The following is a 23,855-nucleotide window of genomic DNA, read 5'->3' on the forward strand; positions in this document are numbered from 1 at the left end:
GCGGCGGACATCGAGCCGGACGACCGGACGCGCCCCCGTCACTGCCTCAAGGCCTGCGCAAGCATCGCAAGAACGATGGTTTGTTCAGCGAAGACAGTACGTGCCAGCGTCGCGGCGGCGGGTGTGCCTACGCCATGCCGCCGATCTCAGTGCATGCAGATTCTTGCGCTCATTCAGCAAGCTTCACTTGCACAACATCACAGATCGCTCAAACTGGCCGACCTACCTTGCCAGAGTCTGTCGTGTGCGAGCCCTGAACGCTTCAGCCCCTTCCCCGCGCCGCACGCGCTCGCGCTATGTGATGTGGTGTGCGTTGCTGGTGACTTGCGCGGCAGCCGCGCTTTCGGTGCATGCGCAAACGTCTGGCACACGCGCATCGCAGAGTGCCACGCAGACGCAGAACGCCGATCAGCTGGCCATCCAGGTCAACGATGACCGCATGACGCTGGCCGTCGCCAAAGTGCCGCAGATTTATCTGTACGGCCCCATCGACGCCAATGCGCCGCAGCGCGTCGAGGCATTGATCAAGTCGCACAAGATTCCGGAAGGCAGCGATATCTACCTGAATTCGCCGGGCGGCGACATCGACGCGGGCCTGGCGTTGGGCAGACTGTTTCGATCCGGCGCCATGACCACGCATCTGGGCTCGCCCCGGCGTACGGCACGCTCTCCGGTCGTTCCGAAAGCGTCGAGCTGCGTGAATGCCTGCGCCTTTGCTTTCGCCGGCGGACTCTATCGATGGGCCCCCACCGGCAACGATCGCATGGGCGTGCAAGCCATTGACGGTGCCTCACCGAACACTGGCAAGCTGGCCGACTATCTCAAAGACATGGGCGTGAACCCCCTGGTGTTCAGCAACGCGCCAGGCAATGACGTCGCGTGGCTCACCAACGATCAGGTACTCGGCTACAACCTCGCCAACAACGGCCGCATTCCTCCCACGGCGGTCAATCGCCCGATGAACGGAGTCGCTTCGCTTTCGCTCACGCAGATGGCGCGCGACGGCGAGCATCGCCTCACCCTGTTGTGCCGCCCCGACGGGATCACGGTCACGGCGTACTACACCATCGGTGCCGAGCGATCCCGCCAGATCGTGGCGCGCGCCACGCAGTCGTACTTCGAGCTCAACCATCAGCCTGCCACTGAGCGGGAACACATGGGCATCGCGGCAGTCGCGCAGTCCGTGGTGTTCTCCCAGCCCATCCCGCTGACGCAGCTGGATCAGCTGCTGTCCGCGCGCTCAATGGGCGCGTGGCTAGCCGACAAAGGCGGTGCCGTGCGCTATGGCTTCTGGATGGAGCTGGATCCCGTGCGCGACAACCTGCGCGACTACCGCAACAGCTGCCTGCAAATTGCAAAGGCGCAAACACCCGCGGCGAAGGGTTGATCGCTTCATGCGCGCGTCAAGGTGACGCCGCGAACTTCCGATCGGCTCACCCTGGCGGTGAGCCGATCCGATGCGATCAAGGATTGATCGCGATATCGACCACCAGGCCGGAGGCGATGGCGGTGAGTACGATCTGGCCGCCGTCGCTGCGCACCCAGCGATAACCCGGATCGGGCCGGCGCAGGTGATAACGCTCGTAGTCGGTCACGTAGTACGTACTCGTGTAGTACTCATCGGGCATCCGGTCGCCGCGGCGATAGACATGCTTGTCCCATCCCTTGTGCTTGCCGTTGTCGTGGCGCCCCTCGTCCTTGGGGTTGTGACCGTGGTGATCGTCACCCTGGTCGTCGTCATAGCCGTGCTTGTCGTGACCATGACCGTGACCGTGGTCCTGGTCGTGATCGTCTTGCGGGCCCGCCAGGGCGATGGCACTTCCTGTGAGCAGAGCTCCTGCGATGACGAAGGTAAACAGGCGTTTCATTAAAGTCTCCGTGCAAGGCAAGTGATGCCTGGGTGGGCTGGCGCTATCTGGTAAAGACCCGCCGGCGCGTCATTTCAATCCGCTTTCTGGCTACCCGGATGCGACACGAAACGCGGCGTCTTCGCCTCGTCCGCGAATTGCCACGCGCTCAGGTAGGCAAGCTTGAGAATCCTGGCCATCTTGGGATAGTTGATCTTCTCGGCGGTATCGCTTGGGTGGTGGTAATCCGGATGGAAGCCGGTAAACCACCAGAAAGCGGGCACATTGTGCAGCACGAAGGGGAACTGATCCGAGCGGAAGAACACATTGAGCGCGTACTCGTGATCGAAACGGTCATCGAGCACCAGGCCCACCTGCTCATTCTGTTTGGTCACCGTGTGCAGGTAATCGGGGCTATAAGCGGCGCCGATCAGATTCAGGCGGTTACTGGTATCGGCCGGCACCTCGATCAGACCCTCGGTCTGCGGGCTCGGCTTTTCGTCGCGGCCAATCATGTCGAAATTGATCATGGCGCGCGTGGTATCGAGCGGACGCAGCGGATGCCCGGCCAGATAGTACGCGCCGAGCAAGCCGCGTTCCTCGGCGGCAAACACGGCAAACAGGATCGAACGCTTCGGCTTGGCCGGATTGGCGGCGAACGCTCGCGCCAGCGTCACCACGCCCACGGTACCCGAGGCGTTGTCGTCGGCGCCGTGCCAGATCTTTCCATCGCTCATGCCATCGTGATCGTGGTGACCGCTGATGATGATGGTTTCCGGAGCAAGCTTGGGGTCGCTTCCTTCCACCAGACCCACCACGTTCCAGGTGGTCGCTTCGCGTCGCGAGCTGTTGTGCAGATGCAAGCTGATGGCCGTATCGGGCAACGCCATCGAGCGCGGCTTGAGATCGCCATCGATGCCGTTCTGCAGCGCAGCCGGCGTGCTGCCACTGGTCGCCAGCAGCTGGCTCGACACGTCGGCCGAGATCACCATGCTCGGAATATGCAGCGGGTTATCTGCCAACGCCTGCGACGGGATGGGATTGGCTGCGTGCTCAACGTGGTGGCCGATGCGCGCGCGCACTTCCTGCGCTGAAGGATGGTTGTGCGAAGGCTCGGGCGCGATCAGCACGGCGGCCGCGCCATGTTCCTGCGCGTTGAGCACCTTCACGTAGCCGGTGGCATAGCGGGTATTGCTGGTGCCGTTGAAGATCGAGCTGGGGTTCTTTTCCTGGGGCTCATGGTCAAACACCACCACGACCTTGCCCCTTACATCGAGCCCGGCGTAATCGTCATAACCAAGTTCGGGCGCGGTGATGCCGTAGCCGGCGAACACCACGGGGCCGGACACATCCTGATCGGTAGGAAACGAACCGCCGACGTCTGGATCTTTCCACTCGATGTCCTTGCCCTGGCGCTTGAGCGTGAGGCGCGTAGCCTTCGCATCGGGCCGGTATTCGATCAGCGGCACGGCCTGCAGATAGCTCGGGTGCCCGTCTGCATCGGTGGCGGCAGGCTTCAGCCCCGCCTTGGCAAATTCCGACGCGATCCACTGCACCGCCGCATCGTCGCCCGGTTGCAGCGAGAGGCGTCCTTGCAGCGCATCGGAAGCCAGAAAGCCAATATCGGCGCGCAGATCGGTTTCACGAATCTGCGCGAGACCCGGCTGTTCGGCGGCGGGCACGGCCGCGATGGCCGCGGCAGAAAGACTGGCAGTGAGCGCGAGGGCAAACAACGTGCGAGACATGGGGACTCCCGTGGAGGCGCGAGGTCACGAGGGTGCCATGTCGGCGGGGCCCGGGCAAACGGTGATCAGGTGCCTCGAGGCTTGGCGCGATGCGTTGGCGCCGCGGTCCACGGATCGTCCGGCCACGGGTGACGCGGATAGCGGCCCTTGAGCTCTTTCTTCACTTCAGGATAGGTGCGCTCCCAGAATCCCTTGAGGTCCTGGGTGACCTGAATGGGGCGGCCTGCGGGCGAAAGCAGATGCAGGGTCACCGGAATGCGGCCATTCGCGACGCGCGGTGTATCGGCCAGGCCGAACAACTCCTGCAGTTTCACCGCAAGCACGGGCGGCTCGCCTTCCGCGTATTCCAGGCGGCGACTCATGCCGCTGGGCACGGTCAGCGCCTCAGGCACCTGCGCGTCGAGCTGGCGACGCTGTTCGTAATCGAACATCGAGACCAGCGCCTGCGAGAGTTCTTCCGCGCTCAGTGCATCGAACCGGCGCTTGCCATTGAGGTAGGGTCCAAGCCATTCCTCGAGCGTGTCGAGCAACGCACGGTCGGCGACATCAGGCAATCCAAGCTCCGGCATCCATGCACGCAGCGCCTGCATGCGTGCGCGCAGGCGGCGCGCGTTGTCGCTCCAGGGCAACGTATCGATGCCTTTGGCGCGAATCGCGGAAAGCAACGCGGGCAAGGCATCTTCAGGGGTCACCGGCACGCTGCGGCGATCGAGCACGATGGCAGCGTAGCGTTGTTCCTCGAATGCCTCCACGGCATTGCGATCGTCGTTCCAGCGCAGAACGCGTTCGCGCCTGAACTGAGCGGGGTAATCGCGCTCAAGCACGCGATGGTCGAGCGGCGCCGCGGCAAGGATCAGGCTATCGCGCGCTTCAAAACGCAGATCGAGTGCTACCAGCCATGGCTCGCCGTGCAGCGCGGTGTTGTCGTGCAACCGCGCGCCACGGCCGTTGGCGAGCGTGTAGCGCATCGGATTGTTGTCGTCGCGCCGCGCGACGCGATCCGGGAACGCATGCAATAAAAGATCGCCAACCGCATGGCTGTCTGGCACACCGCTCGCCGCTGACCGCACGTCGAGACGACGCCGCCAGCCTTTGCTTGCTTGTTCGATGGCGGCCAGCGCGCCCGCATCCGCGCCTCCACGCGCACCCGCCGTGTGGCGATCGCGCCACGCGTGTAGCGCGCTTACGCGGGCACGGAAGTCGTCGGTGCGCGCATGCTCGCCACGCAGCGGCGAGCGTGCTTCCATCAAGGCCAGCAAATCGGCGATAAGCGCACGCAACTCCGGTGCAGCACGCAACGCGGCGGCGCCGAGACGCGGCGTGGCACCGAGTTCCAACATCTCGCGGCCCAGTGGCGTGATGCGTCCATCCGCCGCCAGTGCTCCCAGCTGCGTCAGCAATTCGCGGCCCTGCGCCAACGCGCCCGCGGGCGGCGCATCCAGCCACGGCAGGCCGTTGTCGCTACTGGCCGTAACACCCCACGCGGCATGTTCCAGCGCGAGGCCGGAAAGCTCCGCTTGCGCGATCTCTGCCGTGCGCGCTGCATCGAGCCGCTTGCTCTGCGGCCAGAGTCGATACGCCGTGCCCTCAGCAACGCGGCCCGCGCGGCCTGCACGCTGATCCGCCGAGGCTTGCGAGATGGTCACCGTTTCCAGCCGGGTGAAACCGGAGTTGGGATCGAATCGCGGTTCACGTGCAAGGCCACTGTCCACCACCGCGCGAATGCCCGGCAAGGTCACACTGGATTCGGCGACATTGGTAGCGAGCACCACGCGCCTCATACCGGGTTCCGCCGGACTCAACGCGGCCTGCTGCTCCGCCAGTGACAGCTCGCCATGCAGCGCAACGATTTCCACGTCGTCGTCGAGCGCGGACTCGAGTATCGCCTGCGTGCGCGCAATTTCGCGGCGCCCCGGCAGGAAGGCCAGTACATCGCCGGCGTTCTCCTGCAACGCCTGCCGCGCCACGCGGGCGAGATGATGTTCTGTTGTTTCTTGCACGCGCGCTGCGGGATATTCCACCCGCACCGGGAAACTGCGGCCAGGACTGCTTATGCGCGGCGCGTCCAGCCATTGCGCAATGCGCTCGCCGTCCAGCGTTGCGGACATCACCACGATGCGCAGTTCCGGACGGAGCGTCCCCTGCACGTCCAGCGCCAGTGCCGCACCGAGATCGCCTGCAAGATGCCGCTCGTGGAATTCGTCGAACAGGATCGCGCCAATGCTGGCGAGCTCCGGATCGTCCTGAATCAGTCGCGTCAGGATGCCTTCGGTGACCACTTCGATGCGCGTGGCCGCGCTGATTTTCGATTCGAAGCGAATGCGATAACCCACCGTCTGGCCCAGCTCCTCACCCAGCTGCCGTGACATGAACTGCGCGGCGGCCCGTGCCGCGATACGGCGTGGTTCCAGCATCAGGATCTTCGCGCCGGCAAGCCACGGTTGATCGAGCAGCGCCAACGGGACCTGGGTGGTTTTACCGGCGCCGGGCGGCGCTTCCAGCACAAGGCGAGGATGCGCGGCGAGCGAAGCGCAGATCTCGGGGAGCAGCGGCGTGATGGGGAAGGACAGCGGGGTGGTCATCGTGCAGATGATACCGGGGCAATCCGCTGATCATTCCGGCCAACGTGGGAATGATGTTATAGGCAGGGTTGTGGCGAGCACCCGCCCCTCACCCCAGCCCTCTCCCCGAAGGGGAGAGGGAGAAGTGGGGTGCCTCGCAAGACAACCAGCACACCCGACCAGAGGAAGCAAAGCGACGTCCCGCCTTAAGCCCTCTCCGCTGTGGCGCGTTGCGGTGTAGCCGTACCGCGTGTCGGATGGATCGATAGGTTCCGATTACCCCAAGCGCCAAGGCTGGTATTAAACACGACGCTACGAGCCCTTTCAGGCCATTTTCTTTGGGTTACTTTTCTTTTGGGCCAGCAAAAGAAAAGTGACTCGGCCTCCGGCAGGAGGTCGAAACGCCCGCCGCGTAGGCGGCACGCTGGCGGGAACGCCACGTTCAGAGCCAAGAGCAAAGTCACTGGATCCCTGCCTTCGCAGGGATAACGATTCTTATGAAGCGACAAGGCTAGATTGGCCCCTCACCCCAACCCTCTCCCCGAGAGGGAGAGGGAGACAAGTGCACGCGTTACGGCTGCGTCGGACTATTCGCAGCCCGCAACGGCGCCAACGACTCAAACTTCCGCTGATACTCGTCGGTCACCTGCTTGGCCTCATCACTGCTGCCAATCACGCGCGGCGTAATCAGCACAATCAGCTCCGTGCGATTGCGATTGCGGCTGGTGGTACCAAACAACCGGCCGATCACCGGGATGCTGTTGAGCCCCGGAATACCGGTATTGGTCGCGCCTTCCTGCTGCTGGATCAGGCCGCCCAGCAACACCGTCTGGCCACTCTGCACCGCCACTTGCGTCGCCAGCTGACGCTGGCTGATGGTCGGATTGCCGTTCACCGACGCCACCGTGGTGTCCACCTGGCTCACCTGCTGGCCGATGTTCATGTACACCAGACCACCCGGATTCACGCGCGGTTGCACGCTGAGAATCACGCCGGTGTTGAGGTAGTTCACCGAGTTGTAGACGGCCGTGCCCACGCCCGGATTCACGCTGGTCTGGTTGATCGGGATCTGGTCGCCCACCTGGATCTGCGCCATCTGGTTGTTCATCACCACCATCGACGGCGCGGACAGCGTCTTGGTGTTGCCGCTGATTTCCATCGCGCGCAGCGCCACCTGCAGGTTCTTGTTGACGAACGAATAGAACAGCGCGTCGCCCGGCGACGAGGCGGTACCGGGGTTGTACTGGTTGCCGCCCTGGCCCAGCGCGCCTTGCAGGTGATCGTTCTTGTCGCCCGGCGTAAAGGTGCCGTTGCCGTTGTTGGTGCCGCCCGAGAGGCCTTGCAGATACCACTGCACGCCGAACTGGAATTCACCGGTGAGATTCACTTCGAGAATGCGCGTTTCGATCTGCACCTGTAGCGGCGTGTTGTCGAGGCGCTTGATGGCCGATTCGATCTCCGCCCACTGCGAGGGGCGCGCACGCACCAGCAATTGGTTGTTCGTGTCCACCGAGCTGATGCGGATGCTGCCATCTTCGGAGGTGTATTGCTGGCCCGGCTGCGTACCGTTGTTGGTGTTGCCGTTACCGAATGCACCGCCACCAAAACTGGAGGTACCGATGCCACCCTGCTGGCCCGTGCCGCCGTTGCTCAGGCCAGTGCCGTTGTTGAGCCCGCCACTGCCGCCGCTGCCGCCAATACCGGTGTTACCACTGCCGATGCCGCCCGTGGTGCTGCTACCGAAACTACCCGCGGTGCTGCCCATGCCGCTGCCCGACCCATTGGCATTCTCGGTCGAAACAAGGGTGTTGCTGTTGAGGCCCGGTCCGACCTTGCCGGCATTGCCGCCGTTGCCCGACGTGTTGGTGTAGATCTGCGCGAGGTATTGCGCCAGATCCGAGGCCTTGATGTTGCGCACGTCATACACGAACAGCTCCGGCTCATTGCCGCCGCCGCGGTCGATCCGCGTGATCCAGCTACCGACTTCTTGCAGGTAGTTGGGCTGCGTGCTGATCACCACCAGCGCGTTGGTGCGTTCAATAGGAATGAAGCGAAGCATGCCTGCCAACGGCGTGTCGCCCTTGGGGCCGAACATCTGGTCGAGCTGTGGCATCAACTCGGTGACGCCCGCGTGCTGCAGGCTGAAGACACCCACTGACATGCCCCGCAGCCAATCCACGTCGAAGGTCTGCACGCTGCGCTGGTAATTGGCCAACTCTTGCGGCGTGCCCGACATCACGATCACGTTGCGCGACGAATCGACCAGCAACACGGAGTCCGGCCGGGCAAACGGCTTGATCAACTTCTGCATCTCGTTGGCCGAGATGTAACGCAGCGAGAACATGCGCGCCTGCAAGCCCGCTTGTGGTGCTACCGCACCCAGGCTGGGCACGAGGTTGCCAGCCACCGCGTCCTTCGCGGGCATCACGGTGTAGCGACCATCGCGCTGCACCAGCGCATTGCCGGTCCACGAAAGCAGCGTTTCCAAAATGGGCAGCGCCTGGCTGCTGTCCACCGGCTCGGAGGTGGAGAACGAAATGTTGCCCTGCACGCCCGGCACGATGGTGTAGTTCTGCTTGAGCAGATCGCCGAGGATCGCCTTCACCACCGCCTGCACAGGCTGGTTTTCAAAGTTGAAGGTGACGGCGCCTTCGCCCGAGGCGGCTTTACGTGGCTCGGCTACGCCGACGGGCCGTACAAACTGGCCGCTGCCCTTGCTGATTTGCGGTTGCACGGCGGCGGGTTCCTGACCCGTGTTGCCACCTTGATGGACCGGTGCGGGCGCAGGTGCAGGCTTCTCGGTGCCGGCGAGGGCCTCGCGCTGAAGTTCTGCATTGTCACTGGGCTGGGGCAGCGTTTGGCAGCCGGCCAGCCATAAGGCGAGGCTGAGCGTGCCGATGCGGTGGATCCGCGAGGTGCGCTGGATGGGCATAAATCAATGAGCTCCTTCGGGATTCGCTACCTGCTGCTGGGCGCGACGCTTCTGAATGGCTTCTCGCAACTGCCGGATGCGGTCGTTCTGTGCCTCGTTGGAGACTGGCACAGGTCCGCCCGGATTGACGGCAGTAGGCGCCGGTGTGTTCTGCACAGGCATCTGGTTGACCACCATGCCGCCCGCGGGCGCAGGTACCGGCCCCGGCGGCACGCCCGGCGCGTTGGCGCTCTTGGGCATGTCGATCGGCGCACCGGCCGGCAGTTCCAGTTCCGTGCGGCCCGACGCCGACTCGAACACGGCCGCGCGCGGCTTGAGTTCGGCAAGGCGCCAGCTGCCATCTGGCAGCATGTCGCCCTGGCGTACACGTACTTCGTGGTCGCCGCTCTTGTCGCGCAACAAGGCCATGTGCAATGACGGCGTGAGGATGATGCCGGTGAGCTGCATGTCGCCGAGGCTGGCGCCTCCGCCACTGGCCGCGCGCAGCCCGGGCTTGCGATCGGGGTTGAACAACGGCTGCGTCCACACACTCGAGAACTGGGCCAGCGGCACGGGGGGCGGCAGGCCCTGATCATGCGTCTGCGGCAACGGCGCGGCAGCGCGCGGCGGCCCCCAGTGGACGCCACGCCCCACACCGGCGAGCAGCACCAACAGCAAGAGGCCCATCGCTGCGGCCACACCCGCCAATACAGGGGTCAGACGACGCTGGGCGGCGGCATTCACGGCGCACCTCCCTGCGTCTGGTCGCCCGTGGCAGCACGTGGCTGATGCACGTAGCCGGACAAGGTGAACTGCACTTCCAACGGCGCACTCGCCTGCTGCATGGCAGCGACCGGGTTGCGATAGATGCTCAGATCATCTACGAACAGATACGGTGTGCCCTGCTCCAGATCGTGCAGCGTTTCTGCCAGCGGCTGCACGTCGCAGCGCAGGCTGATGCTCACCGCTACCTTGCGGTAGGGCTCATCCGGCGCCGCCGGTGGATTGGTCACCGGCATCTTCTGCGTCACGTCGCAGGCGCCGCCCTGCAGATGCGCGCCCACGGCATCCACCACGCGCTGCATCAGGCCGGCGGCCGCGGCGTTCGGATCATCCTCGGGCAGAAACGCATGACTGGCCGCCTGCCCCGCACCCATTGCCGCGATGCGCTGCTGCAGTTGCGGCTTCTCGGCGATGGCGGCGGCGTAGCGCGCATGAGTGTCACGCAGATCGTCCATCTCGTTGTGAATGCTCAACAGCGGCGACACAAACCACCAGTGCAGCAACGCGAAGTACGCGATCACCAGCACTACCGCCAGCAACAGCATGGCGGCAATGCGGCTTTCGCGCGGCTTCATGGCATCCAGCTTCATGGCGCGCCTCCGGCCGTGGCCGGCGCCGGCTTGGGCTTGGCTTCGACGGGCTTGCGCAGCTGCGCCACCATGTAGAAACGTTCCTTGCCGGTCGACGGGTCGGCCTGGATGGTGCCCTGGAAATTGGCATCCGTGATGACGGTGGAACCCTTGAACGCATCCACCAGACGCGCGGCCTGCGGGCTCTGCCCCTGGAAGCCGACCTGCCCGGCGTTGTCGATGCTCAAGCGTTCCAGCCACGCATTGGTCGGCAGGCGCTGGCTGATGTCCTGCAACACCGCCAACGCCGATACGGTATGCGCTTTGCGTTGGGCCAGAAAGCCGGCTGCGCCCGCGTTATCCTGCAATTGCTGCCGCAGCGTGGACACCTGTTGCGCCTCGGCACGCATGCCTTCGACGTCGTTGCGCATCTGTTCCAACGCGCTTTCGCGGTTATGCACGAACTCCAGCAGCGTCAGCAACAACAGCACCAACGCGGCAGCGGCCAGCGCGAGATTCAGACGCTGCCGCGGATGCTGCCGGCGCGGCGTCAGTTCCGCGGGCAACAGATTGGCGCCGAGACGGTCATTGCCTGCCAGCACGTCCACCGCATCCACCTGCAGACCCGATGCGGCCAGTTTGGCCAGCAGCGGATCAAGCGTGGCGCGCGGCACGACCACCAGCTCCGCCGCAAAACGCCCCACCGGCGCGGAGGCGCGCGTTTCGCGCACGTCGTAGCGCACCTGTTCGACGCGGAACGGGGTCTGGCGATCCATCTCGAACGCGCCGATCTGGCGCAGGTTGTCGCGCGCCGCCAGCGGCAGACTCAGGCGTGGGCGCAGCACATCGGTCGTGCTCAAACACAGCGCCAGACGCAAGTCCTCGGTATCGACGCCACGCACGGCGTCGCCCAGTGCCACTTGCTGGCCAGCGGCATCGAGCTGGGTATGCCAGCGGGACAGCACGTGCGGCTCACCGGCCTTGCGCACCACCCAGTCGTCGCCCTCGTGCTGCAGCAGATGCCAGGCCAGCCCGGTGGCGAACTGCGCGCGCCAGCGCGCGGGCAGCAGCGCGGACAACTCATGTCCCCACCACGCCAGAAAACGCGGCAGCGGCGAAGCGCGCCATGCGCGGCGTGCGCGGTCGAGCTGCAGTCGCAGTGGCTGCGTAGCCGTACTAGCCGTAGTCATTCCCCGTCACCCTCCTGCCAACGCAGTACCGCGTACGGCAACGCGCCCGGGCGATTGCCCTGCAGCCGTACCGTGGCGCGCACGACGGCGCGTGTGCCGTCGGCCAGCGTGGCCTCCGCGCGAATACTATGCGTTACTCCCTGCATACCGGCTAGGGCCGCCGCCGGCGGCGCTGCCAAACGGGCGGCCAGGATGGCCTGAGCCTGCTGCGCCGTCATGCCGGGAATGGCCTGCAATGCCAACGGCGGCGCCGTGGCGGGATCGGGGCTCTGCCGGCCGGACCACAGCGTGACCTGCGAGGCCACCTTGCGATACACCGCCGGGTCCATGCCCAGCACCATCTGCAATTCCTCGACGCTGCCAAACGGGCCATGCCGGGGACCGTAGTCGCGGCCCGCCTGCGCATAGGTCATGTTGGGCACGCTGCCCGGCGGCGTGTAAGCGAAACTGCGCCAGTCCACGATGTTGCGCACCAGCGCCTGCGCCGCGTTGTCGGCCATGCCAGCTGCGCGAAACAGGTTCTGCAGTACGTCGGGCGACGCGGCGTTGAGATCCACTTTGCCGACTTCACTGACGACGCTGATGCTGACCTTGGCGCCATCGAACTCAAACGGATACACGCGTCCGTCGGGCGTCCAGCGTTGCGGCGCTTGCGGATCCTGCAGGGCATAGATGGCGCGCATCAGGCCCGCTTCGGCGGCGTAATGGGCTTGCGTCTGGGCGAACTGGAAACGCGCCTGCAACCCCTCGGTGCGTGCCAGCACGGCGTAACCGCCAAGCAGGATGGCCAGCAGCGTGCAGGCCCACAACACGACCAGCAAGGCCACGCCACGCTGACGCTGGTGGAGGGCGTACGTCATTGCGGACTCCGCCGCTGCAGGCCTTGCAGCAGGTCGGCCTGACCCTGCGTGGCGGAGGCATCCACCCGCAGCGGTGCGTCGAGCCCTGGCCAGAACGTGGTGCCATCCAGCTGCAGGGCGATGCGCACGATGCGCGGCATGGCGCGGCTGTCGTTCCACTGATCGCGCCATTCGCCCGGCATCTGCGGTGTGTCGGCGGTGCGATAGCTGAAGCTGCCGCTGCGAATGCCGTCCACCAGCACTTCGGGCTCGCCCAGAGCATGCGGTTCGCTACCGTCTGGTGGCATGAGCGCAAAGCTTGCCTCCAGCCGCGTGCCGCCCTTGCCGTTGGGCACCAGCTTCAATCGCTGCAGTTGTGGCCCCAGCCGGCCCAGGTAACCGGGCAACGGCGCCACGAACAGAAGTTCGTTGGCATTGCCCTTGAAGAACAATGGATCACCTTTGTCATTGCGAGCCAGCGGCACGGCGCGTGCCTGCGCCAGCTCGCGGCGCAGAAACTGCTGGGCCGAGCGCACCTCGTCGAGGCGTTCGATCGAAGCCTCGCCCGAGCGCACCGCGTGGGTGGCCGTGCGCACGCCGGCGTAGATGCCAAGCAGCAACAAGGCGAACAACGCCAGCGCGCCAAGCACTTCGAGCAAGGTAAAGCCGCGTGACCGCAACGCCGCACGACAGGTGGCGCGGATTTCGGCGTTGCGGGCGCGCACCGGCGTCATGCGGTCTTCACCGGCCCAAGCATGCGCAGCGTGCTGAAATGCGCGGAGCGTTCGCGCGAACGCGTGCCCCAGAACACATCCAGATCGAGCTTCATGATCTGCATGGGCGCGTTTGCATCGGCCGGACCCGCATGCCAGGGCGTTACCACGAGACGCCAACGGTAGTGTTCGTCAAACCGGCCTTCGCGCGTGCCCGGTTGCAGCGGTGCGGTGATATCGACGGTATCGAGCAGGTTGCGTGCCCACAGGGCCGCCTGACTGTGATCGTCCGCGTTGCGCGTCAACGCCACCGAGCTGCCCGCCACCTGCATCAGCGCGACAAATGCGATCGCCAGCAGCAACGTCGCCGCAATCACTTCCAGCAGACTGAAGCCGCGCGCGTGCTTCATAGCTTGGCACTCACGTCGGCGACGCTGACGGCACCCGTCAGCCACGCCACATTCACCTGCCACTGGCGGCGCTCGCGCTGCAGCGTGATATGGCCACCGGTGGAGCTGCCGTCCGGAAAGAAGCGGATGCGGCCGGTGGTGGCGTTGACCTGATCTTCCTTCGCGCTGGTGATACCAATGCGCATGCCAGAAGGCAGCCGCACCGGCTTGCCTTCATCCGCGCGATAGGTGTTGCCGCGGATATCCACGTCGAAAGTGTGCTCGTTGCCGTGCACGATGGCCTGAGTACGCGTGGCACGCAGCGCCGCGGCCAGTTCACCGCTCGCCGCACTCACGCGCGCGCTTGCGAGACCCTGCGTCACCGACACCGCCACGGCAGCCGCGGCAATGCCGATCAACAGAATCACCGCGAGCATTTCCAGCAAGGTGAAGCCACCTTGCGCACAGCGCTGCGCCCTTGCCAGAGGCGAGAGCGACGTGATGGGTGCGCGTGGTGGCTTCGCCGGCATCGCGGTTACTGCCAGTTGCCTACGTCGGCGTTGTAACCGTCGCCGCCGGGCTTGCCGTCCTGGCCGTAGAAGATCAGATCGAAGTTGCCGTGATCACCGGGATACTTGTAGCCAAAATCATGGCCCCACGGATCGTGCAGCTCCGACTCTTTCGCATAGGGGCCCTGCCAGTTGCGTGCGCTGGCGGGCTTCACCAGCAGATCCTGCAGCTGTTGCGGCGGGGTGCCGTTATCCAGCGCGTAGTTCTCGATCTTCTGGCTCAGCGTGGTGAGCTGCGCCTTGCCGGCACCGTATTTGCCCTTGTCGACATTCTTGCCGACCTGGGTCACCACCACCGCACCGATGATGCCGATCAACACGATCACCGCCAGCATTTCCAGTAGCGTGAAGCCGCGCGTGAGGCTTAGGCGGCGGATAGTCCGTTGTTGCATGGGCGAATACCTCGTGGTCGTCAATCGGGGGAGACACGTCATCGGACAACGCGACTCATTGGATGTTGCTGGTGAGGCTGAGCAGCGGCAGCAGGATCGCGGCCATGATGATCGCCACCAGTACGGTCATCACGATGGTCAGCGCCGGCACCAGCGCCGCCAGCAGGCGATCGATGGCGCGGCGGCTTTCCAGCTCGAAGGTGTCGGCCACCTTCAGCAACATGGTGTCGAGCTGGCCGGCTTCTTCGCCCACCTGCACCATCTGCAGGGCCAGCCGTGGAAAACGTTGCGATTGCGCCAGCGCGAAACTCAAGCCCGTACCGCCTTTCACCTGCTCGGCGGCCTGCTCCAGCGCCTGGTCCAGCGCGCGATTGGCAGTGACCTGACGCGCGATGCCCAGCGCAGAGAGCAGCGGCACGCCGTTCTTCAACAAGGTGCCCAGCGTGCGTGCGATACGCGCCGTCTGGATCTTCAGCAGCAGCGGACCCACCACGCGCATAGTGAGCAACCGCGCGTGCCAGGCCAGCAAGATGGCCGGATCGCGCAGCCTCGCGCGAGCGATCAGCACGCCCAACACCAGCAAGATGAGCAGCGCCCACCACCAGGCCTGCAGCGTGCCGCCCACCGCCAGCACGATTTGCGTGATCAGCGGAATCGGTACCTGCATGTCCTGAAAGATCGGGACAAACTGCGGCACCACGTAAGCCAGCAACAGCAGCAACGAACCGAGCACACCCACCATCAGGAACGCCGGATAGATCAGCGCGTTGATGATGCTGCCACGCAGCTGTTGCGAGCGTTCCAGATAGTCGGCGAGGCGGCGCAGCGTATCTTCCAGCGAACCGCCCGCCTCGCCCGCGCGGACGAGGCTGATGTAGAGCTTGGGGAACACGCCGTGTTCATCGTCCAGCGCCTGCGACAGCGGCGTGCCGCCACGCACGCGGTCGCGCACGCGTTCGATCAACTGTTTCGCGCGCTCGCCTTCCGGCAGATCCATCAGAATGCCCAGCGCACGATCCAGCGGCTGGCCCGCACCCAACAGCGTGGCCAGCTGATGCGTGAACTGCGCCAGCTGATCGCCGGTGAACGGGCCTCGCTTGAACAGTGCCGCCAGCCCGCTGCCGCCCGCATCGGCGTCGGCGGCGCGTGCGTCGAGCGGGGTGTGGCCCTGGTCCTGCAGGCGGCTCACCACCTCTTCCACACTGGCGGCTTCCATCTGGCCTTGCAGTACCTCGCCGGTGGCGGCGACGGCGCGGTAGCGGAATTGGGTCATGACGAAGCCCGCAGCGCATGGCCGCAATGCGTAATCGCACGAATACGCTTCGGCGTTTCACGCTCGTCATTCCGGCGCAGGCCGGAATCCAGAGGCGACCACCTCACGGCAGTGCCTCGGCATAACGGCGCTGGATTCCGGCTTTCGCCGGAATGACGGTGAGGGTAAACGGATGCTATCGCGAGCACCCGCCCCTCACCCCAACCCTCTCCCCAAAGGGGAGAGGAAGTCATGGCAGCGTTAACCCTCTTGCGTAACACGCAACACCTCCTCAATGGTGGTGATGCCTGCCACCGCCTTGGCGATGCCATCCTCATACATCGTGCGCATGCCTTCGGCACGCGCCAGTCGTTCGATCTCGCCGGCATCCGCGCGCTGCATCACGAGGCGGCGCAGCGGATCGCTCATCACCAGGAATTCCATGATGGCGCGGCGTCCGCGATAACCACTGGGATTGGCGGCGCTGGTGCCGGGCTTCCACAAGCGAATCGGCCGTTCGTTGGTGTACTTGTGCAGCTCAAACTGCTCCACCACCTCAGGCAGCGCTTCATACGGAATCGCCGTCTCCGGATCGAGCCGGCGCACCAGGCGCTGCGCCAGAATGCCGTTGACGGTGGAGCCGAGCAGGTAATCCTCCACACCCATGTCGAGCAGGCGCGTTATTCCGCCGGCCGCGCTGTTGGTATGCAGCGTAGAAAGCACCAGGTGGCCCGTGAGCGCCGACTGGATGGCGATGCGGCAGGTTTCCAGATCGCGCATTTCGCCGATCATGATCACGTCCGGATCCTGACGCACGATGGAGCGCAGGGCACCGGCGAAATCCAGCCCGATCTGCGGTTTCACCTGAATCTGGTTGATACCTTCGATCTGATATTCGACCGGGTCTTCGACCGTAATGATCTTCACGTCGGGCGTGTTGATCTTTGACAACGCGGTGTAGAGCGTGGTGGTCTTGCCCGAGCCGGTAGGGCCGGTGACCAGCAGAATGCCGTGCGGGCGCTCCAGCACATCGATGAAACGTTGCTGGAAGTGATCGGTAAAACCCAGCGATGAAAAGTCGAACACGACCGACTCGCGGTCGAGAATACGCATCACCACCGACTCGCCGAAGCTGGTAGGCACGGTAGACACGCGCAGATCCAGCTCCTTGCCCTGCACGCGCAGTTGGATGCGACCGTCCTGCGGCAAGCGGCGCTCGGCGATATTGAGCTTGGCCATGATCTTGACGCGCGAAATCACCGCGGCGGTGGAGCTCGAAGGCGGCGCTTCCACCTCGTGCAGCACACCGTCGATGCGGTAGCGCACTTTGAGGCGGTTCTCGAACGGTTCGATATGCACGTCAGACGCGCGCTGTTCTACCGCGCGCTGCAAGATCAGGTTCACCAGGCGGATCACCGGCGCCTCGGAGGCGAGGTCGCGCAGGTGCTCCACGTCGTCTTCCACCGCGGCGCTACCGTCGAGGTTCTCCACGATGGTGCCCATCGCGGAACGGCCGGAGCCGTAGTAGCGCTCAATCAGATCGTCGATCTCCGAACGCAACCCGATGCGCATCGCCACCGGCCGGCCAGCGGCCAGTTGCATGGCTTGCAGCGGATACGAATCGGCCGGATCGGACACGACCAACCCCAGCCCGTCCTCACCCACGCGCACCGGCACCACGTGCTGCTGCTTGAGGAAGCGCACGGAGACATCCAGCTCGGCCGGCGGCAGCTCGGGCGCCTCGCGGGCGGCCAGCAACGGTGTATGGAGCAGTTCCGACCAGGCCTCCGCGAGATCGCGCTCGGACACCAGACCCAGGCGCGCCATCAGCCCGGTGAGCGTGCCGTCGGGCGATTCTTCATGCAGCCGGCGCGCACGCGCCAGATCCGTGTCTTTCAGCCGGCCACGGGAGACCAGCAGCGTGCAAACCGCCGCCTCGCGGCTATCTGACGCCGCTCCCTCCTCGTTGGCCGCCGGCTTTGCGACTGCCGACATGCGTTCACCCCGCTCCAGTGTTACGTCCTGTTTCGCAGATACCGCCCCCAACGGCACCAAGGACGCATTGTTAACACACCCGCCGGTTGACGCGCGAGCACGGTATCTCACCCTGCCTCACAGGTATCGACCGCGTGTCCAACGATGCGTTCAACAAGTATCGAGGGTAGTCAGGCCCCATGACCGTTCGCTTGCTGCACCGGCCGGGCCGCGGCTGACGTTCCAGCGCATCGGGCCCGGGCCTTAGCCCGCGATATCTTGCGAAACTACCCTCCCGATGTTTTCGGTTCTCTGCGCTCCTGAGAGAATGCCCCCTTTGACTCGCTGCCGCCCTCCCCATGCAACTGATCGACATTGGCGCCAACCTCACCCATGAATCGTTCCGCCATGACTTCGATGAGGTGCTGGCGAGGGCGAAGGGGCATGGCGTCGAGCAGCTGGTGGTCACCGGCGCCTCACGCGATGGCAGCACGCATGCACTGGCGTTGGCTCAGGCACACCCGGGCGTGCTCTACGCCACGGCGGGCGTGCATCCGCATCACGCGATCGATTACGACGACGCCACCGATGCGCTGCTGCGCGAGCTGGCGGCGCATCCGGAAGTGAGGGCAGTGGGCGAAACCGGCCTCGACTACAACCGCAATTACTCGCCGCGCGATGTGCAGCTCGCTGTGTTCGAGCGGCAATTGCAGATCGCGGTGGACGTGCAGAAGCCGCTATTCCTCCATCAGCGCGATGCGCATCACGACTTCATCGCCTTGTTGCGCCGCTATCGGGACAAGATTCCGGGCGCGGTAGTGCACTGCTTTACCGATACGGGCGACGCGCTGCGCGATTACCTGGCGCTGGACTGCCATATCGGCATCACCGGCTGGATCTGCGATGAGCGACGTGGAACGCACTTGCGTGAGCTCGTGAAGGAGATTCCCGCCAACCGCCTGATGATCGAAACGGATGCGCCGTACTTGCTGCCGCGAACCGTGCGCCCACAGCCGTCGCACCGGCGCAACGAGCCGATGTATCTGCGGCACATCTGCGAGGAGATCGCCCGGGACCGAGGCGAATCCCCGCAGGAGACAGCCATGCACAGCACGGCGGCAGCGCGGGCTTTCTTCGGATTGCCTTCTGATTGAAAGCAAAGGCCCCGCTTGAGCGGGGCCTTTGTTCTTATGCAAGGGATGCCGACTTACTTCAATGGCGCGTTGGTAATGACGATCTCCACGCGCCGATTCTGGGCCCGGCCCTCAGGCGTGTCATTACTCGCCACCGGGTGACGCTCACCAAAGCCTTGCGCAGACATCAGGCGATCGGAAACGCCCTGCTTCGCGAGATAGCTGACCACTTCATCGGCGCGAGCGGACGACAGATCGACATTGGTGGGGAAACGCGCTTTCAGCGCCTCACCGATCGGCACGTTATCGGTAAAAGCCTCGACCGCGATGCGCTGCTTGCTCAACGAGGCTAGCGAGGGGGCAACCTTATCCAGCGTCGACTTGCCCTTGGCATTGAGCAGGTGGCCGCCTTCGGAGAACAGCACCTGATCGACCATGGTGACCCGGAGTTCGCCCTTCAGCTGCTTGATGGTTGCTTCGTCAGTGCTCAACCTGGCGGATAACTGCTTGTTCAACGCAGTGAGCTGAGCGTCTTCCGACGCATACTGGTTGGCCTGGGCCACTTCCTTCTTGTACGTGCCCTCGGACACGCAGCCGGATGCCACGGCAATGAGACCGGCCAGTGCGGCGATCCTTAATGTGTTCATGACTTACTCCCTCGATTGACGACCCATTTCCACACGCGTCAAGGCAGACCACCTGACTGCCCTCCATGTGTCTGGTCACCTTAACGAAGGTCGTCCGCGCGTGTGCGCCGAAAACGCAAAGGAATCCGACTATTTAGATGTACGCATCAGCCTACGATCCGGGTTTCTCCGGGGGCGAGTTGATCCAGCGCGTACGGGCCGATGCGCTCGCGAATCAGGCGCAACGTAGGAAAGCCCACGGCCGCCGTCATGCGCCGCACTTGCCGGTTACGTCCCTCGCGCAAGGTGATGCGTAACCAGCTCGTGGGGATGAGCTTGCGAACACGCACGGGTGGATCGCGCGGCCACAACCATGCCGGCTCGCTGGCGTGCTCTGCGCCCGCAGGCAGGGTTGGCCCATCGTTGAGCGTCACGCCTCGACGCAAGGCGGCGATGGCGTCGTCGGTGATCTGGCCATCGACCTGCACCAGATAGGTTTTAGGCTGCTTGTGGCGCGGATCGGTGAGCTTGTGTGCCAGACGCCCGTCATCCGTGAGCAGCAACAGGCCCTCACTGTCGTGATCGAGCCTTCCCGCCGGATAGACGTCTTTTTGCCTGACGAACTCCGCCAGCGTGCGGCGGCCATCCGCGTCGCTGAACTGGCACAGCACGCCATAAGGTTTATTGAGCGCAACTAGCATGCAGGCGTCGCCACGACGCATCGATGACGCGTCGTGGCTATGGCTTATTGAGCGGAAGAGGTTGCCGGCGACGCAGGCTTTACGAAGCGCAGCGTCATGCGATCCGACTCGCCGATGGCGAGATACTTCTCGCGATCCTGGTCGCCCAGCGTCAACGTCGGCGGCAAGGTCCACACGCCCTTGGGATAGTCCTTGGTGTCCTTCGGGTTGGCGTTGATCTCGCTCTCACCTTCGAGCTTGAAACCGGCATCGGTCGCCAGCTTCTCCACGTAGCTGGTGGGCAGATAGCCACTGCTCTTGATCGCCTCGAGATTGGCATTGTCTGCCGCACGATGATCGACCACACCCAGTACGCCACCCGGACGCAGTGCCGCGTAGAACGCCTTGAACATGGCAGGGGCCGTATCGGCTTCTACCCAGTTGTGCACGTTGCGGAAGGTGAGCACCAGATCCGCCGAACCGGGCGCACTCAATACCGGTGCTTTCGGATCGAATTCCAGAATCTGTGCCTTGCCGTAGTGAGCGGCATCAGCGGCGAACTTCTCTTTCAGGCTGGTCAGGTTGCGGCTGGCCTCGCCCTCGCGGGCAGGCTTGGCCACGGCGGCGATGTAATGACCGTTGTCGTGCAGCAGCGGCGCAAGAATCTCGCTGTACCAACCCGTGCCCGGCGTGATTTCAATCACCGTGAGATCCGGCCGGACGCCAAAGAACTGCAGCGTGGCCTTGGGGTGGCGGTAGACGTCGCGTGCCTTGTTCTGTGGCGAACGCCAGTCGCCGGCCAGCACCTGGTCCAGCTGGGACGCAGTGAAGTCGCTGGCACTGGTGGGCGGCACCAGCGCGCTGGTGGGCTGATCCTGCGGCTGCGCATTGGCGGGCGTGTTACTGCCACTGCACGACGCCAGCAGCACGGCTGCCAGCCCCACAATCAAACGGCTCTTCATCGACGACCCCTGGCAAAAACGCGAGACAACAGGCACAGCATAATGGCCCCAGCTTGCCGGCCACTACGTATACAAATGGTGGATAGACAAGGGTGATCCCTTGTCAGCCCTCAGGAAACCACGGCTGGCTTGAGGCTGCCTTTCATGGCGAAAGGCAGCCCGCCGCGCTCAGTAGTGAATCACCGAGCGGATGACCTTGCCCTCGTGCATCAGGTCGAACGCCTCGTTGATGCGCTCCAGCGGCAATACCTTGGTGATCATCTCGTCGATCTTGATCTCGCCGGCCATATAGCGATCGACATAGCCAGGAAGCTGCGAGCGGCCCTTGACGCCACCGAACGCCGAGCCGCGCCACACGCGGCCAGTGACGAGCTGGAACGGGCGCGTGCTGATCTCCTGCCCCGCGCCAGCCACGCCGATGATGATCGACTCGCCCCAGCCCTTGTGGCAGCACTCCAGCGCCGAGCGCATCACATGGACGTTGCCGATGCACTCGAACGAGTAATCCACGCCACCATCGGTGAGGTCGACGATCACCTGCTGGACCGGCGTGTCCGGGTAATCCTTCGGGTTGATGCAGTCGGTGGCGCCGAGCGCGCGCGCCATCTCGAACTTGTCGGGATTGGTATCGATGACCACGATGCGTCCGGCCTTCGCCATCACCGCACCCTGCACCACCGACAGGCCGATGCCGCCGAGACCAAACACCGCAACGCTTGCGCCCGGCTCCACTTTCGCGGTGTTGAGCACGGCACCGATACCGGTGGTGATACCGCAGCCGAGCAGGCACACCTTTTCCAGCGGCGCGGCCTTATTGATCTTGGCCAGCGAGATTTCCGGCAGCACGGTGTATTCGCTGAAGGTGCTGGTGCCCATGTAATGGAGCAGCGGCTTGCCGTTGAGCGAGAAGCGCGACGTGCCATCGGGCATCACGCCCCGGCCCTGCGTGGCGCGAATCTTCTGGCAGAGATTGGTCTTGCCCGAGAGGCAGAACTTGCACTCGCCGCATTCCGGCGTGTACAGGGGAATGACATGGTCGCCCGGCTTGAGCGAGGTGACACCTGCGCCGACTTCTTCGACGATGCCACCACCCTCATGACCGAGGATCACCGGAAACTGTCCTTCGGGATCAGCGCCGGAGAGCGTGAATGCATCGGTGTGGCACACGCCCGTGGCCACGATGCGCACCAGCACTTCACCTGCCTTGGGGCCAGCCACGTCGACCTGTTCGATCGAGAGGGGTTTGCCTGCTTCCCAGGCGACGGCGGCGCGTGACTTCATGGTGATCTCTCCTTGTGACGTACGGTGGTGCAAAGGAGGAATGATGACGCGATCTCGCTTTCAGTGAAACTGATTTTGCGATGACGCCGACACTCTATTTTGTGGGAGCCCACCCTGTGGGCGACAAGGCGATGAAGCGGTGACGATGCCACGCCGCAGTCGCGCACAAGTGCGCTTCTACAGGCAAGAGCCGTTGCTACTACGCAGCAGCGTGGCCGTTGTTGCCGGTGGCGTAGGACATGGCTTCCGCATATTTGCCGGCCTCGCACAGCAGCCACTCGCGAAAGGTGCGCAGTCCGGCGTGATCCTTCGCATGCTCCGGATACACCAGGAAGTACGCCTCGGGAATCTGTTGATAGCGTTCGCCCAATACCTTGAGCAAGCCTGCTTCGATCATCGGCCGCGCCATCACCATGCGCCCGAGCGCCACGCCCATGCCTTCGAGTGCGCCGCGCTGCAACGCATCGGTGTTGTCGAACTGCGCTACATAGCGGCGCGGCGGCTTGCCACCGGTGGCGGCGAACCAGTCGCCCCAGCGATCGCCAGGATCACCCAGCAAAGGCCACTGGCTGAGATCTGCTGGATCCGCATCACCCATGCGTTCCAGCAAGGCGGGCGACGCCACCGGAGCGATCCATTCGCCGAACAAACGCTCAGTCACCAGACCGGGCCATGGGCCACGGCCGTAACGCACTGCCGCGTCGACCGGGTCGCGCTCGAAATTCACCAGCTCCACGCTGGACTGCAGGTTGAGTTCCAGCTCGGGATGGGCCGCCACCAGACGCGCCAGCCGCGGCACCAGCCACGTGGACATCACGCCCGGTATGGCGCTTAGGGTCAACGCGTCCTCGCGGCGGCAGCGAAAGCCTGCCATGCCGCGATCGATGCCCTCGACATGGTGCCCCACTGCCTCCATCAGGCGGCGCCCCTGGGCGGTGAGCTGCACGCCACGCGGACCACGTTCGAACAACTTGCACTCGAGGCGCTGTTCCAGCTGCCGCACCTGGTGGCTGAGCGCGCTGACGGTGAGGTTGGCCTGTTCGGCGGCACGCGAAAGATTGCCCAGCCGGGCGACCTGCACGAACTGTTGGAGTAGATCCAGCGAGACACGTGCCATTTGAATTTCCTTCAAGGCTGGCTTGCGAATATATCGCTTTTTCGCCATCTGCAAGGCGTCTATCTTGAACGCCTACTCAAACGATGGCACGACGGGAGGATGTCATGAGCTCGCTCTTCACGAACCTGTTGTTCATGCACGGCCATATCACCGACCCTGAACTGGCACGCCGTCTGGCGAACACGCCGCAGGTCGCACCCCGCCCCACCGGCAAGCGCCAGCGCGTGCCGAAAGCGGACGGAGCCGCCAGGAAGATCCCCATCGCGCCGGCAGCGCTCGCCCAGGGCGGCTGCGGTTAACCCATGTCCCCGCGGTAGTGCAG

General features: G+C 64.5%; 22 protein-coding genes. 3 read left to right on the forward strand and 19 right to left on the reverse strand.

The features are described 5' to 3' along the window. Positions 1 to 244: 244 nt before the first annotated feature. The gene (locus OQE56_RS14450; RefSeq protein ID WP_267225342.1) at positions 245 to 1,387 is read left to right on the forward strand and encodes a hypothetical protein; all 1,143 of its coding nucleotides are present in this window, start codon (positions 245 to 247) and stop codon (positions 1,385 to 1,387) included. Positions 1,388 to 1,463: 76 nt separating this feature from the next. Here the strand turns inward: OQE56_RS14450 and OQE56_RS14455 are convergent, their stop codons facing one another. The 14 genes from OQE56_RS14455 to gspE form a co-directional block, all read right to left on the reverse strand. Then, the gene (locus OQE56_RS14455; protein WP_267225343.1) at positions 1,464 to 1,868 is read right to left on the reverse strand and encodes an RcnB family protein; all 405 of its coding nucleotides are present in this window, start codon (positions 1,866 to 1,868) and stop codon (positions 1,464 to 1,466) included. A 74-nt stretch (positions 1,869 to 1,942) separates the two neighbouring features. Further along, positions 1,943 to 3,592 (reverse strand): M20/M25/M40 family metallo-hydrolase, encoded by a 1,650-nt coding sequence (locus OQE56_RS14460; protein WP_267225344.1) that lies wholly within the window; start codon positions 3,590 to 3,592, stop codon positions 1,943 to 1,945. A gap of 65 nt (positions 3,593 to 3,657) precedes the next feature. Then, the gene (gene hrpB / locus OQE56_RS14465) at positions 3,658 to 6,174 is read right to left on the reverse strand and encodes an ATP-dependent helicase HrpB (RefSeq protein ID WP_267225345.1); all 2,517 of its coding nucleotides are present in this window, start codon (positions 6,172 to 6,174) and stop codon (positions 3,658 to 3,660) included. A gap of 550 nt (positions 6,175 to 6,724) precedes the next feature. Beyond that, positions 6,725 to 9,085 carry a type II secretion system secretin GspD gene (gene gspD / locus OQE56_RS14470; RefSeq protein WP_267225346.1) on the reverse strand — a complete coding sequence of 787 codons (2,361 nt, stop codon included), beginning with the start codon at positions 9,083 to 9,085 and terminating at the stop codon, positions 6,725 to 6,727. Positions 9,086 to 9,088: 3 nt separating this feature from the next. Continuing rightward, on the reverse strand, positions 9,089 to 9,808 hold the full coding sequence (locus tag OQE56_RS14475) for a general secretion pathway protein GspN (protein ID WP_267225347.1): 720 nt from the start codon (positions 9,806 to 9,808) through the stop codon (positions 9,089 to 9,091). Further along, positions 9,805 to 10,437 (reverse strand): type II secretion system protein GspM, encoded by a 633-nt coding sequence (gene gspM / locus OQE56_RS14480; protein ID WP_267225348.1) that lies wholly within the window; start codon positions 10,435 to 10,437, stop codon positions 9,805 to 9,807. Before gspM ends, OQE56_RS14475 begins: the two co-directional genes overlap by 4 nt. Beyond that, on the reverse strand, positions 10,434 to 11,606 hold the full coding sequence (locus OQE56_RS14485; protein WP_267225349.1) for a PilN domain-containing protein: 1,173 nt from the start codon (positions 11,604 to 11,606) through the stop codon (positions 10,434 to 10,436). Before OQE56_RS14485 ends, gspM begins: the two co-directional genes overlap by 4 nt. Next, entirely contained in the window at positions 11,603 to 12,466 is an 864-nt protein-coding gene (locus tag OQE56_RS14490; protein WP_267225350.1) for a type II secretion system minor pseudopilin, read from the reverse strand. Before OQE56_RS14490 ends, OQE56_RS14485 begins: the two co-directional genes overlap by 4 nt. Beyond that, positions 12,463 to 13,179: a prepilin-type N-terminal cleavage/methylation domain-containing protein gene (locus tag OQE56_RS14495; RefSeq protein ID WP_267225351.1), complete on the reverse strand. Its 717-nt coding sequence runs from the start codon at positions 13,177 to 13,179 to the stop codon at positions 12,463 to 12,465. The genes OQE56_RS14490 and OQE56_RS14495 overlap by 4 nt, the downstream gene beginning before the upstream one ends. Beyond that, the gene (locus OQE56_RS14500; RefSeq protein ID WP_267225352.1) at positions 13,176 to 13,568 is read right to left on the reverse strand and encodes a type IV pilus modification PilV family protein; all 393 of its coding nucleotides are present in this window, start codon (positions 13,566 to 13,568) and stop codon (positions 13,176 to 13,178) included. Before OQE56_RS14500 ends, OQE56_RS14495 begins: the two co-directional genes overlap by 4 nt. Continuing rightward, positions 13,565 to 14,077 carry a GspH/FimT family pseudopilin gene (locus OQE56_RS14505; RefSeq protein WP_267225353.1) on the reverse strand — a complete coding sequence of 171 codons (513 nt, stop codon included), beginning with the start codon at positions 14,075 to 14,077 and terminating at the stop codon, positions 13,565 to 13,567. The genes OQE56_RS14500 and OQE56_RS14505 overlap by 4 nt, the downstream gene beginning before the upstream one ends. A 5-nt stretch (positions 14,078 to 14,082) precedes the next feature. Beyond that, entirely contained in the window at positions 14,083 to 14,508 is a 426-nt protein-coding gene (gene gspG / locus OQE56_RS14510; protein WP_267225354.1) for a type II secretion system major pseudopilin GspG, read from the reverse strand. 55 nt (positions 14,509 to 14,563) lie between these two features. After that, positions 14,564 to 15,781 carry a type II secretion system inner membrane protein GspF gene (gene gspF, locus OQE56_RS14515; protein ID WP_267225355.1) on the reverse strand — a complete coding sequence of 406 codons (1,218 nt, stop codon included), beginning with the start codon at positions 15,779 to 15,781 and terminating at the stop codon, positions 14,564 to 14,566. 240 nt (positions 15,782 to 16,021) lie between these two features. Further along, positions 16,022 to 17,755 (reverse strand): type II secretion system ATPase GspE, encoded by a 1,734-nt coding sequence (gene gspE, locus OQE56_RS14520; RefSeq protein ID WP_267225356.1) that lies wholly within the window; start codon positions 17,753 to 17,755, stop codon positions 16,022 to 16,024. Positions 17,756 to 18,093: 338 nt separating this feature from the next. Between gspE and OQE56_RS14525 the strand changes: the two genes are divergently transcribed. Further along, positions 18,094 to 18,888: a TatD family hydrolase gene (locus tag OQE56_RS14525; RefSeq protein WP_267225357.1), complete on the forward strand. Its 795-nt coding sequence runs from the start codon at positions 18,094 to 18,096 to the stop codon at positions 18,886 to 18,888. Positions 18,889 to 18,941: 53 nt separating this feature from the next. On the opposite strand, the gene OQE56_RS14530 is transcribed toward OQE56_RS14525, so the two are convergent. From OQE56_RS14530 to OQE56_RS14550, 5 genes are all read right to left on the reverse strand, one after another. Beyond that, positions 18,942 to 19,514 (reverse strand): OmpA/MotB family protein, encoded by a 573-nt coding sequence (locus OQE56_RS14530; RefSeq protein WP_267225358.1) that lies wholly within the window; start codon positions 19,512 to 19,514, stop codon positions 18,942 to 18,944. 146 nt (positions 19,515 to 19,660) lie between these two features. Next, the gene (locus OQE56_RS14535; protein ID WP_267225547.1) at positions 19,661 to 20,194 is read right to left on the reverse strand and encodes a pseudouridine synthase; all 534 of its coding nucleotides are present in this window, start codon (positions 20,192 to 20,194) and stop codon (positions 19,661 to 19,663) included. 44 nt (positions 20,195 to 20,238) lie between these two features. After that, entirely contained in the window at positions 20,239 to 21,135 is an 897-nt protein-coding gene (locus OQE56_RS14540; RefSeq protein ID WP_267225359.1) for a class I SAM-dependent methyltransferase, read from the reverse strand. 168 nt (positions 21,136 to 21,303) lie between these two features. Next, positions 21,304 to 22,416: an S-(hydroxymethyl)glutathione dehydrogenase/class III alcohol dehydrogenase gene (locus tag OQE56_RS14545; protein WP_267225360.1), complete on the reverse strand. Its 1,113-nt coding sequence runs from the start codon at positions 22,414 to 22,416 to the stop codon at positions 21,304 to 21,306. A 199-nt stretch (positions 22,417 to 22,615) separates the two neighbouring features. Next, positions 22,616 to 23,533, reverse strand: a complete 918-nt coding sequence (locus tag OQE56_RS14550) for a LysR substrate-binding domain-containing protein (protein ID WP_267225361.1) — start codon at positions 23,531 to 23,533, stop codon at positions 22,616 to 22,618. Between the two features lie 104 nt (positions 23,534 to 23,637). On the opposite strand from OQE56_RS14550, the gene OQE56_RS14555 reads away from it, so the two are divergent. Further along, a complete protein-coding gene (locus OQE56_RS14555) occupies positions 23,638 to 23,832 on the forward strand; it encodes a hypothetical protein (protein WP_267225362.1) in 195 nt (64 codons plus the stop codon). Positions 23,833 to 23,855: the final 23 nt, after the last annotated feature.

It is taken from the genome of Dyella silvae, assembly GCF_026421305.1.
GTDB classification, from domain to species: Bacteria; Pseudomonadota; Gammaproteobacteria; order Xanthomonadales; family Rhodanobacteraceae; genus Dyella; species Dyella silvae.

Coding starts and splice junctions, on each gene's coding strand:
- OQE56_RS14555 (WP_267225362.1), top strand. CDS start 23,638: ATGAGCTCGCTCTTCACGAACCTGTTGTTCATGCACGGCCATATCACC.
- OQE56_RS14545 (WP_267225360.1), bottom strand. CDS start 22,416: ATGAAGTCACGCGCCGCCGTCGCCTGGGAAGCAGGCAAACCCCTCTCG.
- OQE56_RS14455 (WP_267225343.1), bottom strand. CDS start 1,868: ATGAAACGCCTGTTTACCTTCGTCATCGCAGGAGCTCTGCTCACAGGA.
- OQE56_RS14500 (WP_267225352.1), bottom strand. CDS start 13,568: ATGAAGCACGCGCGCGGCTTCAGTCTGCTGGAAGTGATTGCGGCGACG.
- hrpB (WP_267225345.1), bottom strand. CDS start 6,174: ATGACCACCCCGCTGTCCTTCCCCATCACGCCGCTGCTCCCCGAGATC.
- gspD (WP_267225346.1), bottom strand. CDS start 9,085: ATGCCCATCCAGCGCACCTCGCGGATCCACCGCATCGGCACGCTCAGC.
- OQE56_RS14495 (WP_267225351.1), bottom strand. CDS start 13,179: ATGACGCCGGTGCGCGCCCGCAACGCCGAAATCCGCGCCACCTGTCGT.
- OQE56_RS14525 (WP_267225357.1), top strand. CDS start 18,094: ATGCAACTGATCGACATTGGCGCCAACCTCACCCATGAATCGTTCCGC.
- OQE56_RS14540 (WP_267225359.1), bottom strand. CDS start 21,135: ATGAAGAGCCGTTTGATTGTGGGGCTGGCAGCCGTGCTGCTGGCGTCG.
- OQE56_RS14550 (WP_267225361.1), bottom strand. CDS start 23,533: ATGGCACGTGTCTCGCTGGATCTACTCCAACAGTTCGTGCAGGTCGCC.
- gspE (WP_267225356.1), bottom strand. CDS start 17,755: ATGTCGGCAGTCGCAAAGCCGGCGGCCAACGAGGAGGGAGCGGCGTCA.
- OQE56_RS14530 (WP_267225358.1), bottom strand. CDS start 19,514: ATGAACACATTAAGGATCGCCGCACTGGCCGGTCTCATTGCCGTGGCA.
- gspM (WP_267225348.1), bottom strand. CDS start 10,437: ATGAAGCTGGATGCCATGAAGCCGCGCGAAAGCCGCATTGCCGCCATG.
- OQE56_RS14535 (WP_267225547.1), bottom strand. CDS start 20,194: ATGCTAGTTGCGCTCAATAAACCTTATGGCGTGCTGTGCCAGTTCAGC.
- OQE56_RS14505 (WP_267225353.1), bottom strand. CDS start 14,077: ATGCCGGCGAAGCCACCACGCGCACCCATCACGTCGCTCTCGCCTCTG.
- gspF (WP_267225355.1), bottom strand. CDS start 15,781: ATGACCCAATTCCGCTACCGCGCCGTCGCCGCCACCGGCGAGGTACTG.
- OQE56_RS14460 (WP_267225344.1), bottom strand. CDS start 3,592: ATGTCTCGCACGTTGTTTGCCCTCGCGCTCACTGCCAGTCTTTCTGCC.
- OQE56_RS14485 (WP_267225349.1), bottom strand. CDS start 11,606: ATGACTACGGCTAGTACGGCTACGCAGCCACTGCGACTGCAGCTCGAC.
- OQE56_RS14490 (WP_267225350.1), bottom strand. CDS start 12,466: ATGACGTACGCCCTCCACCAGCGTCAGCGTGGCGTGGCCTTGCTGGTC.
- gspG (WP_267225354.1), bottom strand. CDS start 14,508: ATGCAACAACGGACTATCCGCCGCCTAAGCCTCACGCGCGGCTTCACG.